Annotated in this window: 12 protein-coding genes and 1 pseudogene; 4 read left to right on the plus strand and 9 right to left on the minus strand. The window is 47.7% G+C overall.

Annotated elements, in window-relative coordinates; translation table 11 throughout:
* Window positions 1–152 precede the first annotated feature (152 nt).
* From NDI34_RS25240 to NDI34_RS25255, 4 genes and pseudogenes are all read right to left on the minus strand, one after another.
* A pseudogene (locus NDI34_RS25240) lies at window positions 153–1775 on the minus strand (N-6 DNA methylase); the annotation flags it as partial.
* Between the two features lie 150 nt (window positions 1776–1925).
* A complete protein-coding gene (locus tag NDI34_RS25245; RefSeq protein ID WP_348234173.1) occupies window positions 1926–2081 on the minus strand; it encodes a hypothetical protein in 156 nt (51 codons plus the stop codon).
* Window positions 2082–2253: 172 nt separating this feature from the next.
* Window positions 2254–2913 carry an SDR family oxidoreductase gene (locus NDI34_RS25250; protein WP_348234174.1) on the minus strand — a complete coding sequence of 220 codons (660 nt, stop codon included), beginning with the start codon at window positions 2911–2913 and terminating at the stop codon, window positions 2254–2256.
* Between the two features lie 212 nt (window positions 2914–3125).
* Window positions 3126–5006, minus strand: coding sequence for an ABC transporter ATP-binding protein (locus NDI34_RS25255; protein WP_348234175.1), 1881 nt, complete (start codon window positions 5004–5006; stop codon window positions 3126–3128).
* 369 nt (window positions 5007–5375) lie between these two features.
* On the opposite strand from NDI34_RS25255, the gene NDI34_RS25260 reads away from it, so the two are divergent.
* Window positions 5376–6470, plus strand: coding sequence for a WD40 repeat domain-containing protein (locus NDI34_RS25260; protein WP_348234176.1), 1095 nt, complete (start codon window positions 5376–5378; stop codon window positions 6468–6470).
* Between the two features lie 45 nt (window positions 6471–6515).
* Here NDI34_RS25260 and NDI34_RS25265 read toward each other — a convergent pair whose 3' ends face one another.
* On the minus strand, window positions 6516–8231 hold the full coding sequence (locus NDI34_RS25265; protein ID WP_348234177.1) for a pseudouridine synthase: 1716 nt from the start codon (window positions 8229–8231) through the stop codon (window positions 6516–6518).
* A 391-nt stretch (window positions 8232–8622) separates the two neighbouring features.
* On the opposite strand from NDI34_RS25265, the gene NDI34_RS25270 reads away from it, so the two are divergent.
* Both NDI34_RS25270 and NDI34_RS25275 read left to right on the plus strand, forming a co-directional pair.
* Entirely contained in the window at window positions 8623–9774 is a 1152-nt protein-coding gene (locus tag NDI34_RS25270; protein ID WP_348234178.1) for an AAA family ATPase, read from the plus strand.
* A complete protein-coding gene (locus NDI34_RS25275; RefSeq protein WP_348234179.1) occupies window positions 9771–10382 on the plus strand; it encodes a hypothetical protein in 612 nt (203 codons plus the stop codon). Before NDI34_RS25270 ends, NDI34_RS25275 begins: the two co-directional genes overlap by 4 nt.
* Window positions 10383–10460: 78 nt before the next feature.
* Here NDI34_RS25275 and NDI34_RS25280 read toward each other — a convergent pair whose 3' ends face one another.
* The 4 genes from NDI34_RS25280 to NDI34_RS25295 are packed head-to-tail and all read right to left on the minus strand — an operon-like array spanning window position 10461 to window position 13772.
* Window positions 10461–10637, minus strand: a complete 177-nt coding sequence (locus NDI34_RS25280; RefSeq protein WP_348234180.1) for a hypothetical protein — start codon at window positions 10635–10637, stop codon at window positions 10461–10463.
* A 52-nt stretch (window positions 10638–10689) separates the two neighbouring features.
* A complete protein-coding gene (locus tag NDI34_RS25285) occupies window positions 10690–11397 on the minus strand; it encodes a DevA family ABC transporter ATP-binding protein (RefSeq protein ID WP_348234181.1) in 708 nt (235 codons plus the stop codon).
* 9 nt (window positions 11398–11406) lie between these two features.
* Window positions 11407–12579 carry an ABC transporter permease DevC gene (gene devC, locus NDI34_RS25290; protein WP_348234182.1) on the minus strand — a complete coding sequence of 391 codons (1173 nt, stop codon included), beginning with the start codon at window positions 12577–12579 and terminating at the stop codon, window positions 11407–11409.
* The gene (locus tag NDI34_RS25295) at window positions 12576–13772 is read right to left on the minus strand and encodes an ABC exporter membrane fusion protein (protein WP_348234183.1); all 1197 of its coding nucleotides are present in this window, start codon (window positions 13770–13772) and stop codon (window positions 12576–12578) included. The genes devC and NDI34_RS25295 overlap by 4 nt, the downstream gene beginning before the upstream one ends.
* Window positions 13773–13938: 166 nt before the next feature.
* Between NDI34_RS25295 and NDI34_RS25300 the strand changes: the two genes are divergently transcribed.
* On the plus strand, window positions 13939–14556 hold the full coding sequence (locus tag NDI34_RS25300) for a TetR/AcrR family transcriptional regulator (RefSeq protein WP_348234184.1): 618 nt from the start codon (window positions 13939–13941) through the stop codon (window positions 14554–14556).
* Window positions 14557–14765 lie beyond the last annotated feature (209 nt).

A 14765-nucleotide genomic window follows, 5' to 3' on the forward strand; every position in this document is an offset into this window, starting at 1 on the left:
TTGATGATGTCTACTTTCTTTATAAATTCTTTTGAGAATCCTTTGAGTTTCTCGGCTTAAATCTCTAATAAATCTCATAAGTCTCTTGTTTTCTTGACTTTTGTTTTAGCTTATTCTACTTTTTATTATGTGTAATTTATTTTACATAAGCACTTATAAGGTTCTACTAATCCTTGTTCTTCTTCAGAACTGACTCCCGTAAAAGCGTTATAGGGTGGATTTCCCAAAACAACCAAAATAGGTTTGTTTTGTTTTACTTCATCTGCTGCTTCCCGTTCTTGTTCAAGTTCAGGATAGGAAATTGAAAGTTGTTCGTATTTAGCTTTAACTTCTTCTGCTGGTGGTTTCCATCCGGTCAGTGCATTCGTCAAATACACCCCTACCCGTTCCTGCTCATCACTCAACGGCACACCTAAATTCTGCAACAGCAATCCTAACTGCAAGTGCGCTACCACAAACGGAGCCGTCAAAAGCTCAAAGCCAAACACCCGATTCATGGCTGCTGCTTTTAGTTGCGAACCCACCAGCGCCCCAATGCCTTTATCTTGCAAATTGGCATCAATCCGCCGCAATACTTCCACCAAATAAGCACCCGTCCCACAACAGGGGTCAAGAATATACACATTCGGATCGGCTAATCCGTCTTCAATCTGCAACTCTTCCCGCAGCACCGTATCCACCCGCGCCACCATGTATTGCACAATCTCTGGCGGTGTGTACCAGACTCCTAATTCCTTGCGTAATTGTGGATCAAATGCTTCCAAAAATGGTTCATAGAAATACTGAACTGCTTGTCCTTCCTCAAATTTAGAAAAGAAAGAGGTGCGATCAACCCGATTTAAAGCTTCCCCTGTCCAGTTCAACACTTCCTCTAAATCCAGCCTGCGAACATGGGTAGGAGTTGCAACCTTCTCAAACAATGCTTTAATCATTGGAACGTGCAGATAATAACCTGCTACACGCCAGTCAAACCGCCCCCGTTCCTGCTGCTTGTGCCACAACACCCACGCCGAAAAAATGCCATAAAACAGCGTTTGAATCAGAGTGGACTTAAAAAACCGCTCTCCCTTCTTGGGATCTTTTTTATCCCCTGTAAACGTAATCCCTAAAGCTTCTTCTAACGCCTTACGCAGCGTCTCCAATGCAGGTATATCGGTTTTCTCAATCCGTGCCTTTGCATCCTTGGCATAGGAAGCCAAAAACCAGGCAAGATCCTTCGGCGTGGCAATACTGGCAGACTGGAGCATTACCCGCTTCAGATATTCCGTGAATTGTTCCTCCTGCTCTTGGGCAAATTGTCTGGGATTCTTCGCCTTTTCCCAAAACTCCGCCTCATTCTTGGCTAAACGATAAGTTTCCAGAGTGGAGGGTTGTCCATTGGCATCTTGCCCAATCAGCACAAAATCCCGATAGTTCGTCACCAATACCTGACGATATTTGTCCCAATATTTAGAAACCTGCTTTGTTTCCGCAACTACCCAAGCATCATCCCCAGTCCCCTTAATCTCAATTACGCCCCGTTCTGGATTAGTGGGAGTTGCAGGCACGTCAGGCGATTTCCTCTGAAACTGACTGGCAGTAAACAAGCCTCCATCTGGCATTCCTGCCCCACCGATATTCTTCAATTGCATCACACAGCGCACTTGCGGCTTTAGCGCCTTGCCTAACTCATTCAACAGTTTCTCTAACGCCCCATAATAGGAAGTCTCTTTAACTGCTGCTCCCGTCGCTCGAATTTCCTGCAAATCTCGCGCATAGGTTTCAAACGGACTCATCCCAATTCCTCCAGAGGCAAGCGTTAAGACTAGATATAATCGAACAAACAGCTATGTCTTGAATAGGAACCGACTTAAGCCTCTGCTTTAAGTTTAAATTTCTGCCTTTTAGATAAATAATGCAGACATTTGTATCAAGAAGATATTTTATTACAAGGGTTCGGGTTCAGATTGTTCGTTTTGAGGATGTCTAATAAATGAGTCATCCTGAATACATCCGTAAAACTGTGAAACAGATTCAGCTTCAACACCTTTGGGCAGGGTAGTTTGATAGACAATGACAACCTCGATATCTGTATTTCTCATGTCAGGTAAATGAACCTTCTCTCATACCATCGCTACCGATATGGGATTTTAGTGTGATGCTGTGCATAGTTCTCACTCCGCACCTACAAACTGATTTCCTCACCCAATTCTTGCAAAATTCCTTGCAACTGGGCTATAGCCTCTTCTAGTTCCTCCAGTCCGTATCACACACCTACCAAGGCAGCATCTCTCCATTCGCGTGCCAAAAAGTGCCTGTGTTCTCCAGCGTCAACTCATCAATTCGAGCCAACAACCCCTTCACCGACTCCTCCGGCGTAATGCCACTAAAGTTCGTCATACGACTTTGAACTAACCCTGGATGCAGAATTGCCACTGCGATCGCACGCGGTTTGAGATCGAGAGACAGCGACTTGCCAGCCATCGACAACGCTACCTTCGACATCCGATAGCCATAGGAACTGCCAGAGGTATTATCTGCAATCGAACCCATGCGACTCGTCATCAAGGCGATTTTGGAGCCTGCTTTGAGAAGTGGCAATAGCGCATGAGTCACTCGTAAAGGTCCCAGCGCATTCACCTCAAACTGTTCCCGAATGCTTTCAAAATCCAAGTTTTCCAGCGTCACGCGCTTGATAATTCCGGCATTGTTAATCAAAACATCAATCGTCGTGTCACCCAGGCGATCGCGTAAAGAAGCAACGGAAGCATCCGAGGTAATATCAATCCCCTCCTCAACCTGCACCCCTAGGTGCTTCAACTCCTCAGAAGCACTGCGACAAATGGCAATTACTTGCTCTCCCCGCGCTTGCAGTTGACGACAATATTCGTAACCAATTCCGCGATTAGCACCCGTAACCAGATAAGTTGCCATGCGAACTCCAATGTCTTGATTAGAGGGACATTTCTAGACACTCATAGCCTATCTGAAACTGTCGCTTACCATCGTGTTCCAGAATGTTGCCGGGTGCGATAATTACCCGAACAAAATCTCAAGTGGGAATCTGTAGAATTGACTGCTTTAGCGCTGATCCTCCGACCTTCAGGCGGGGAATGAGCTTAAAGTGTTTCAATTTTCTAGCATCGTCAGGTCGAGGATGGCTTGTAGCCCAGCATTCGGAAGTAGAGTCCTTTTTGGGATAGAAGTTCGTCATGAGTGCCTTCCTCGACGATCTCGCCCTCCTGCATCACAAAAATGCGATCGCAGTCTACGGCAGTTTCGAGTCGGTGCGTCACTAAGATAATTGTTCTTTTGCGACGCAGACGCTGGAGGGTTTCTATAACCCATTGCTCGTGCTTCAAATCTAGCGAACTCGTCGGTTCGTCGAGGATGAGTATCGGAGCCTTCGTGGCTAGCGCCCGCGCGATCGCTAAACGCTGCCGCTGTCCGCCGGAAAGGTTCTGTCCGCCCTCGCTGAGCATCGTATCGTACCGCTCCGGCAAGGCTTCGATGAACTCAGCCGCCCCGGATTCCACCGCCGCCTCCCGAATCTCTTGCAAGGTCGCTTCCTCGCAGCCATAGGTAATATTCTCCGCGATCGTTCCGGGGAAAAGCGGACTGCCTTGCGTGACCAGCGCCATGTGTTTGCGGACATCGGCAACCTTAAGGGTGCGGATATCGAAACCGTCGAGTTGGACGCTGCCCCCTGTCGGGTCGTAGAAGCGTGGCAAGAGATTGAGCAGCGTGCTTTTTCCTGTGCCGCTTGGACCCAAAAACGCTACCATCTGACCCGGTTCGATAGTTGCATCGATTTCCCGTAACACGGGTCGCTCAGGGATGTACTCAAAGCTCACGTTGGAAAGGGTTAGGGTGCGGGGATGGACGGGAAACGATCGCGCATCAGGCTCGTCCTTGATGGTGGGTGGCTCGTCAATGACTGTAAACACGCGATCGCATGAGGCTACGAATGTCTGGATCTTGGTCGTGAACCCCAACACCCAACCGATTGGGTCCCAGAACTGATTAAGGTATGCCAAGAATACGATCAGATCGCCGAGGGTCAGGCCGTTCGGCACCTGGCGCAAAAACTGGTCGCGATAGACCAGATACCCGCCGTAGCCGAAGATTACCCCGCTTCCCAGAGCGAAGACTACCTGAACCGCGAGCGGATACAGGTTTTCCTGCCAATGGAGCCGCATGGAGGCAGCGACGCTGCGATCGACCACCCGCGTGAAGCGCCGCGACTCCGTCGCTTCTCGACGGAAAGACTGGATGAGTCCGATCAACTCTATCGCTTGCTGCATGGTTGAGGTCATGATCGCATCGGTCTGCTTCGACTCAAACGCCCGACGCCGAATCCTTCCCTCGAAGTACCAGTTCGCGAGTAACAGAAGCGGCGTGAACGAAAGTGCAAACACGGTGAGAAGGACATGGCGCGACAGCATAATCCAGATCATCGCCGTCAGCGTCACCGATGCAGCGGTAGAGCCGATCAGCGTATCGATTACCCCCCAAGGGCCGAGGCTATCGTAGCTCAACCGATAGATGGCATCGCCTTGCGATCGCGAACCGTGCCAGCCAAGACTGAGCGCCTGCATTTTGTCGTAGAGTTCGGTGCGAACCCGCAAGGTTCCGTTGTACTGGATGCGGTAGTTCAACATCTTGCGGAGCATGATGACGGTATCGCTCACGATCCTAATGAGCATCGCCACGAACGCCATTCCGAAAATTTGGTTCAGCTTGCCTTCACCAAACGGGGCAAGAAACAGCCGATGAATCCAGTTGGGTTTCGGGGTTGGGGAGAGAACCGTATCGACTAGAATCGCCATAGGCCAAGCGTTGAGAAGGTTGCAAAGCACCGATGCCCCAATCAAAAATAAGAGCGTGATGATCAGCCAGATGTCCCTACGAAAGTAAGAAATAGACCGGAGGACGATCCGCACCAACCAATGTTGGTATATTGACCGCTTCACCATTTTTGGCGGATTTTCCCGGCTCTTCAAAGATGCTTTGAGTGGAAAAGTCATGGATGTGCTGGGTGGCTCTAAGCAGAACAATGAACACCAATTGGACAATTTCAGAGAGTCGGGGGTCAGAAATCAACTTTGGTTTTTAACCCCTTGAAAGACGATTCAAAACTCCTGAAACCCTTGAAAAATTCTAGGTTAGGTAGGACGTAAGCGTAGGCGCGTTCATGCCGTAAGACCTGCCAGTTCAAAAAAGCATCAATCAGTTGGGTGAATCAACTGGGTGATGTGCGATCGCAAATTGCTTTGTTAAGGTCGGGCTGTTGTAGCTGTTATGACGGCAACATTTGCATATACAACTGCCGTCTTATTGGATTGTATCGGCGAGTCATAAAGTTTTTGTCCTACCTGAGCTATATACCTATCTATATGAAAAATCTCAAGCAATTGTCTTGGAAAAATGCGCTCGCTCTGGCTGTTATGGCAACAATTGCCACTGGCGCGATCGCTAAACTCCCGTCAACAGCCCAACCCTCAACCCAACCCAGTTCAACAACCGCTAACTCCAAAAGAGACTTTGAGCCAATCTACAATTTAAGCGGGCATAACAGCGATGTTACTTTTCTAACCTTCAATACGAATAGTCAAATCCTGGTTAGCCATAGCCCTGGCGGGGCACTCAAGCTGTGGAACCTCAAAACAGGTAAGCTGCTGCGTACCCTGAATGAAAAAATATATGCCGCAGGCGTCGTTGCAATTACTCCCGATACCCAAACCTTGGTGACTGTTGACCGTAAGGCACAGGATAATGACAAAACGATTAAGGTGTGGAATCTGAAAACGAATAAACTTCTCCGCACCTTGAACGGTCATTCACAACCAGTCAATCACCTTGAAATCAGTGCCGATGGGCAAACTTTAGTCAGTGCCAGTAATGACAAGAAAGTGTTGGTGTGGAACCTGAAAACAGGCAAACGGCTACAGACTATCAATCCACAATCAACCCCGATTCGGTCGATTGCCCTCAGCCCAAACAGCCAGATACTCGCGACTGGCGGTGGAGAATATGTGGATCAAAATACTAGTACGGACACTAGCATTCAGCTATGGGATATCAAGACAGGAAAAGTGCTGGGTACTCTCGAAGGACAGACTAGCCCAATTAGTTCCATTGCGATCGCTCAAGATGGGCAAACGCTTGTCAGTGTTGCAGATTCCATCAAGATATGGAACCTGAGAACAAAGCAGCTTCTCCACACATTACCCGGAGGTTCCGCTTCCATTTCAATTAGCCCTGATGGGCAGAAACTGGTTACGGCTGCTTGGGATCACTCAGTCAAATTGTGGAATTTGCGGACTGGAACGCTACTTAAAACACTGTTTGAGCCTTCTATTAACGACCAAAATCTTGGTCGCATATACACAACCAGCATTGCCTTTAGTCCGGATGGCAAAATGATTGCCATCGGTTCTGGGGGTGTTTTGTCCACTTTTGGCATCAGTGTTTTGCGGGGATCTTTTTGAAGTACCGAGCGCTTTTTAATCAGTTACCGTCATCAAAGCAATTCATCAAAACGGTGTCTTTGTTTGTAAATGCAAAGGTTGTCCAGATTGCGGATGCACAAAGCGAAGTTCTCTAGCGTGCAGATGTAACCGACTGACAGTTGCACGACATCCATAAAGGCGATCGCCTAATATCGTTATCCCAAGCCCTTTTGGATCGGCAGCGTGAACCCGGATCTGATGGGTGCGTCCGGTTAATGGCATAAACTCTACACGAGTATAGTTATCTTCCCTGGCGATAACTTGGAAGCGAGTCAAGCTAGGTTTACCGCGTTCATCAACTTTCTGATACGGACGATTCTCCGGATCTCCCCACAGCGGTAATTCAATCGCACCTTGCTCAATTGTCACAGAACCGGAAAGTAAGGCTTCGTAAACCTTGTAAACTTGCCGCTGCTGAAACTGCTGACTGAGTTGACGATGGGTTGAGCGATCGCGTGCCAGCAAGAGAATACCAGATGTTTCTTGATCCAGACGATGCACAGATGCGATCGCCATGCCATCCGGCAATAGATGACGCAAGCGACTGAGGACACTATCAAAGCGATCGCGATAACGACCAGGTACAGATAGTAACCCTGCGGGTTTGTTCACCGCAATCAGCCATTCATCTTCATAAACAATGGGAACCTCTCCCCACACCCCTCCCCTAATAGGGGAGGGGCTTCTTACTCTCTCTTCCATCCCCTCCTTTTTAAGGGGGGGGAGGGGGGAAGGAAAGGGGGGGGAGGGTTCCCATCCCGATAGTAAAAATCCCATCAGTGGCTGACAGCGTTCTGCACAGGCTCCATAAAATTCTCCCTGAATTTTGTCACCATCGGCTGATGATGACCCCCACCAAAACTCTGCCATTGCCAATGGCTTCAGTCCATGCGTTGCCGCATAGTGCAGCAGCTTAGGCGCGCAACAGTCTCCGGTTCCAGTCGGCATCGAGCCTCCTGGCATCAATTCCTGCAACGATAGAGACTCTCCTGCAAAATTAGTCAGGCTATATGCCGCGTGCATCTGAGTCTGCAATTCGCGGGATAGTTCTTTGCGCTGTTTTTTGAGTTCGCGCATCCGCGCCTGGGTTGCTTCAATCCGTTGCTTAAGTGGCTGCAACACTTCATTCTGCTGGCGTTTGAGCATACGTCGCTCAATTCCATGCTGACGACTTTCTTCGTCAAGTTCTTCGAGGGCAATCGTTAGCGCCTCTCCAGTTAGTGTTTCGCAGATTAGCTGACGTTTTTGGTGTCGTTGCTGCTTGCAATCTCGATGGCGATCGCTCATTTCTTGCAACTGCTGTGCAAACTTGCGAGACAGGGTTTCGTACTGCTGCCATTCTGGAAGTTGCTTTAGGGTAATCAATTCCTGCTTAATCGCCTCCAGTTGGGCTAAAGTGCAAGCTTCTTCTAGGGCAACTTCGTCTCGTCCCGGAATTGGCGGCACCCAGCCCTCGATTGTACTATTACCATTGAGAAGACCGGAGAAGGCTTTAAGTATCTGTTGTTCGCCATTCGGCAGTTCAACCAGCAGGATTCCATACATCTTGCCTTCATCGGAATAACAGTCATTATTGGCAAGATGCTGCATTAACTCTCTAGCGATCGCTTCTGCTTCCGGGGTGCGGGGTAGTCTCAGCAGTTCACCACTTTGAGGACAGCGCCCTTCATACCAATAGTTTTGAATACTTTTCTCAACCTCTGTAGATAGTCTCTCGCGGGTATCTATTTTCTCATGCACCGATGATTACTCCAGCAACGCCTACAACAAAAAGACCCACAATAGAAATCTGCTGTAGCTTTTTGAACTCGGCAATTTGATAGCAGCGACAATCTACAGTCGTACCAGTCTTGCCCAATGTTCGCAATGGAAGCAAGATATGATATGAGTGGTTTTAGGTGAGAGCGCTTGCACCGTTTGTCTCTGGCATTCGTTGATGTGATTGCGCCCATCATTCATAACAAATACACGGGTGAACACGCCATAGCTCCAACTCATGCTTCACTCATTGTTCAGATTGATTTTTCTCTTTATTAGGATGAGTTAGAGATAGCAGAACTCAAACATCTTTGAATAGAGATATTGGTCTCTTTACATCAACCCAACCTATTGGCAAGAAGCAATCACACTAATGATTATCTCTCACATTACTCTGAAGAACTGGCGAAATTTTCGGTCAGTGGATGTAGACCTACGAGATCGTGTTTTTCTTGTTGGTTCTAATGCCTCTGGCAAATCAAATTTTCTTGATGCTCTAAGATTTCTGCGAGACCTCGCTAAAGATGGAGGTGGATTGCAAAAGGCTGTGAGAGATCGAGGAGGTCTATCCAAAATCAGATGCCTATACGCGAGACGATATCCTGATGTTGAGATAGAAGTGCATTTATCGGAAAACGAATTACAAACAGCACCTACTTGGAGATATGCTATTGGACTTAAACAAAAGAAAGGAGGACAAAATGAACCTGTTCTTTCGTATGAGAGAGTTTGGAAAGGTGATAAACAGTTAATTGATCGTCCAAACACTGAAGATAAAAGAGATGTTTTACGTTTAACTCAAACCTATTTAGAACAGATTAATGCAAATGCAGAGTTTAGAAAAATTCCGAAGTTTCTTGAATCAACCTTATACTTGCATCTAGTACCTCAACTATTACGCTATCCCGAAGCTTTTAGTGGAGCAGGAATCCAAGGAGATCCTTTTGGCAGAAATTTTTTGGAGCGTGTTACTAAAACTCCAGAAAAAACTCGCCGTTCTCGCTTAAAAAAGATTGAGGATGCTTTACGGATTGCAGTTCCTCAGTTAAAACAGTTGACTGATGTTAAAGATGAAATGGGCATTCCTCACTTGGAAGCGGTTTATGAACATTGGCGACCTGGAGCAGGCAAACAGCGTGAGGATCAGTTTTCGGATGGGACTTTACGTCTCATTGGTTTACTCTGGTCTCTTCTTGAAAGTGACTCTCTTCTTCTACTTGAAGAACCAGAATTATCTTTAAATGCTGGTATTACTTCCAAGTTACCTTCTTTGATTTACCGTCTACAAAAGGCGAAAAAGCGACAAATTATGCTTAGTACACACAGTGCTGATTTACTATCAGATGAGGGAATTGGAGGTGAAGAAGTTTTATTGATGACTCCTACGGCTGAAGGTACAAAAGTGGAACCAGTATCTTTAATTAAGGATATCAAACTCTTATTGGAAGGAGGTTTAAGTATTGCAGATGCTGCACTACCTCTTACAGTACCGCCAGCAATTGATAAACTGATCTTAGTCAAATGACTGATATTCCCATTAATTTAGTCGTTGAAGATGCATTAAGTGAAGCAGTGCTGAAGGAAATGCTGAAGCAATCTCAACGTCCATTTTCTGTTGGAAACTGCTTACATGGTAGAGGAAATGGCTATATCAAAAAGAATATTTCCGGACTTAATCATGGCGCAAAGGGAATGCCGTATTTAGTCTTAACTGATTTGGATAATGCAGAATGTCCTCTGTCCCTTATCTCAAGTTGGCTGCCTCAACCTAGGCATCCAAATTTAATCTTTCGAGTCGCTATTAAAGAAGTGGAAGCATGGCTACTTGCACATCGAGAAGCATTTGCAGAATTCCTCAATATTTCAGTAAATTTGATTCCTGGTGATGTAGATGAGATACCCGATCCCAAACAACTTCTAATTAACCTAGCTCGTAAATCAAAGAAGCGAAACTTGCGCGATGCGATTGTACCCGATTCCAATAGCACTGCCAAAATCGGTAAAGATTACAACGGTCAACTCATCCAGTTTGTTCAACAAAATTGGCAGGTTGAACCAGCACAAGCAAGTTCTGGTAGTTTGCAACGGGCTATGAATGCACTAATGAACTTTGAACCAACCTGGGAAGCTTGAGTGCGATCACCTGCTGTCATAATTTAAGTTTAGGCAGTTGCGGCAATGTTCAGCCAACTATAATTGGTGAGCAAAAGGCTATCCGCTAAGGACATGACTATAGTCGCTCAGAGTGCCAGTATAGTAAAGGAAATGGTAAGAAGCTCGATCGTGCGATCGCTTCAGATGGATGTCAGGATGCCTGTTTGTGATGGTGTGATAGGAATTTTTGAAATCCATCAACGCTTTCCCTGCATTTGCGTTCGATGGCTTCATTGCAGATTAAAAAGTGCAGATTGCCTCTAGCTCATCTATTGACAAATAATTTCTAAGTGACCGCTGCAACCTTGGCAGTATCACTTATTAAATGTCCATCTTCCATGTGAACAATGCGATCGGCAATATCCAAAATGCGGTTGTCATGAGTGACCAGTAGAATGGTGCAACCTTGTTCTTTCGCCAGTGTTTGCATCAGGCTAACGACTTCACGACCGGATTTGCTATCGAGAGCAGCAGTCGGTTCGTCAGCAAGAATGAGTTTAGGATGACTTACCAAGGCGCGGGCGATCGCTACCCGTTGCTTTTGCCCACCCGACAGATCGGCAGGATAGTAATTGATCCGATTTGCCAATCCTACCTGTTCTAGCATTTCGGCTGAGCGCTGGCGCATCTGATGCAAAGGAATACCTTTATGCAACTCTAAGCCCATTTTGACGTTCTGGAGTGCCGTTAAGCTACCGTGCAAGTTGTGCGCCTGAAAGATATAACCATTGTGCCGTCGCGCTTGTACCAGTGCTGTCGGATTTGCACCGCAAAGTTCTTGTCCTAACACCTGTAGACTACCCGATTGGGCAGATCGCAATCCACCAACTAAAGTTAGCAGCGTGGTCTTGCCGGAACCAGAAGGCCCGGTCATGATGATAATCTCACCCGCATTGATTTCTAAACTGATGTCAAATAAAACTTGTTTGCGGAGTTGACCTTGACCAAAGTAGTGATCGAGGTTGTGAATAGAGATAACAGGTTGAAGAGACATAATATAAACCTAAAACATATCAGCCGGGTCAGCGGATTGCAATTTGCGGGTAGCGATCGCTCCAGACAAGGTACACATCACCATCGTCAACATCAGTACGAAAATTCCTCGCGCCACAGTCATGTACAGAGGCAAATTCGTCGCATTACGAGTCAGGCGGTACAGTCCTGCGGAAATGGCAATACTAGGAATAAAGCCGATGATTGCCAAGATAACGGCTTCTTCAAACACCACCATGAGTAGGTAGCGATTGCGATAGCCCATTGCCTTGAAAGTGGCGTATTCTCCCATGTGTGCGTTCACATCTGTTGAGAGAACTTGGTAGACAATAATGACGCCAACAATGAAGCCCATTGTCACGCCCAAGTTAAAAATAAATCCAATCGGTGTATTTTTTGCCCAGTAGCTTCTTTCAAATTCGATAAATTCCTGCCGAGTCAGAACCTGAACATCATTCGGCAAGTGTGCTTTCAATGCTTGTACCGTTTGCACTGGATCGGTTCCAGGTTGCAGTTGCAGTAAGCCGACACTGACGCTGCTTGCCTGTCGGCGGGGAAACAGCCGCAGAAAGTTTTGGTCGCTGGTAATCAAGTGTCCGTCTGCACCAAAGGAAGACCCGATGCGAATTTTGCCAGCAACGGTAACACTATGGCGCTCAATTTCTGTCTTCAGTGGCTGGTTTTGTTCGAGTTGCGCGATCGCTGCTTTGTAGTCTCCACGGCTACCGCTGTCAAACAAAACTGTGTTAGGCAGCTTGATCGAGTTTAATTGTTGGTTAATGTCTGGTTGGTCAAAGACTGAGCTGTTAGGGTCAAATCCCAACATCAGCATACTCGTTTCGCGCTGGGTGGTGGGATGCTTCCAGTTCACCATGTTGGCGTAGAGCGCTTCCGCAGACTGAACGCCGGGAATATCCATCGACTGGTACAAACGCCGTCGCGGGAAGGACGACATATTTGATAGATTGCGAGCTTGAGGGCTGAGCAGAACGACATCGGCGCGAACGCTATTGTGGACAAGAACCGCACTGTTGAATAGCGCACTCTGAAACCCCAACTGCATCAACATCAAGACATCTGCAAACACAACACCCGCACACGCTACGACCAGTTTTCCTTTTTGATGACTCAGTTGCAGCCATCCTAAAGGTGTCCGGCGTTGGAGTTGTTGGAAGCCAATCATAGTTCAATGACCACCTTAACTTGCTGATTCGTGAGTCGGGCAGCCTTGCGAGTAGAGTCTGCATCCAGACGAATTTTGACTTCCACAATGCGCCCATCAATATTGGCGGACGGATCGCTATTCACAATGTCTTGGCGCAGCACTTTGTAGCCAACCTGTTCGACAGTACCGCTGAGTTCGCTGTCAATGGAGTCACTACTCACCCGCGCTGTTTGCCCTGGACGGATGTTCTTGATGTCACTCTGATAAACTTCGGCAATCGCAAACATCTGTTGGGTTCGCCCAATTTCGGCAATCCCGTCATTGCTAATTAGTTCGCCGGGACGGGTGTAAATTTTGAGGATTTGACCATCTTGAGGCGATCGCACAGATGCCTGTTCTAGGTTTGCCTTGGCTTGCTCAACGGCTGCTAAGGCTTGTCTAACATCGGCTTGAGCTACCTGTACGTCTACTGGACGCACCTCTGCAATTCGCTCCAGGGTGGCGCGGGCTTCATTTAGTTGCTGTTGGCGAGAATTGCGAGTGCGATCGCGGGCGGCTTGCGCTTCTTGGAGTTGCTTTTGGGAAGTTGTCAAGATCAGTCGCTTACTATCGCGCTGGGATGCCGAAACGGCTCCATTTTGGTAAAGCGATGCGTAGCGCTGATACTCCACCTGTGCATTTTGGACTTCGGCTTCCAGACGGGCAACGGTAGCGGCTTGCGCGTTCAAGTCCCCAACCCGTTCAGCTTCCAGTTGGGCAATCTGGGAGCGTTGCGCCTGGATTTCGCCCGTCTTTGCTCCTGCACGCACCTGATCGAATTTGGCTTGGGCAACTCGCACCTGTTCTTGTGCCTGCATCACAGATGCCTGGAGGCGATCGCGACTGTTGAGTATCGCAATTGCTTGTCCTTTAGCAACGCGATCGCCTTCTTTGACTAACAGTTGCTCGACTCGATTCCCCTCAGCAGATGTTGGTGCAGAAAGCGCGATCGCTTCCCCCTCTGGCTCTAGCCGTCCCAACGCTGTCACCGTCTGGATTCGGGGCGTACTGACAGCCGTGGATGGGGTCGGACTGGATGGCTGGATACGCCCTTGCGAAACGCTATATGCCATCACTCCACTTGTTGCCAGCGTTGCAGCGATCGCCAGCAGAGCCAGTGGTCGGGAAAGACGTTTCGAGGATGGATTACCTGCTGCCACTTCTTGCATCATCTGTCAGATTCCCCAGTTCTAGGAAGCAACTAAACTAAACCGTTTAGTTTTTCTATAACTAAACTAAACGGTTTAGTATAATAACGTCAAGGGAGTCCTGAAAATTCTCTAGAACTCCTCAAAGCGAATGCCCCTAGAATGACTGTGACAATCAGGTCAGGAATGAATGAGACAGACGAAGATGACGGAACCGAAGCAGGATGGGTTGGGAGAGAAAGCCGAACAGATATTGACAGGCGCAATGCAAGAGTTTTTGGTGCATGGCTATGCCGCCACCAGCATGGATCGGGTGGCGAAGACGGCTGGCGTATCCAAACCAACGGTTTACACCTACTTTCAAGATAAAGAAGGACTGTTCACTGCCCTCGTCCAACGGTTTGCTCAAAGAAAGTTTTCCATCATCCAACGTTTTCTGCCGTCGGAAGGAGATGCTTTCGTCGTGCTGCGGCAGCTATTAACGAAGGCACTGAATGAGATCATTTGCGATGGTGAAGAAATTGCCCTGTTGCGGCTAATTATTGGCGAGTCTGGACGCTTTCCCGAACTGGCGCAAATCTTTGTTCGGACGTTGGTAAAACCGGGCGTTGAAACATTAAGCCAGTATCTGGCATCGAGTCCAAACTTAAAGATTGCCGATCCTGAAGCAACCGCACGCATTTTTTTAGGTGCATTAGTTCATTTCATGATGGTACAGAAAATGCTTCACGGTCATGATATTCTGCCGATGGAGAGCGATCGCCTGATCGATAGCTTAATGAATCTTCTCAAGGAATCCGAAGCTTGAGCGGAGTTGATATTAGCAACGGTGTGCACATCCTTGTCACCCCGAACAGTTGATGACAATTCGGGGATTATCGAGCAGTGGTGGGCAAATTTTTAGGGTAGTCCTAAAAATGTAAGGATAGGAGGGTAGAGTTCCCGCTGTTGTTCGATGTCGAATCCCCGCCCGGCTTGTCCTGCTTGTGATTCCACCCATATTGTGAAGAATGGCAA

The sequence above is a fragment of the Trichocoleus sp. DQ-U1 genome, from assembly GCF_039961925.1.
GTDB lineage: Bacteria > Cyanobacteriota > Cyanobacteriia > Cyanobacteriales > FACHB-T130 > FACHB-T130.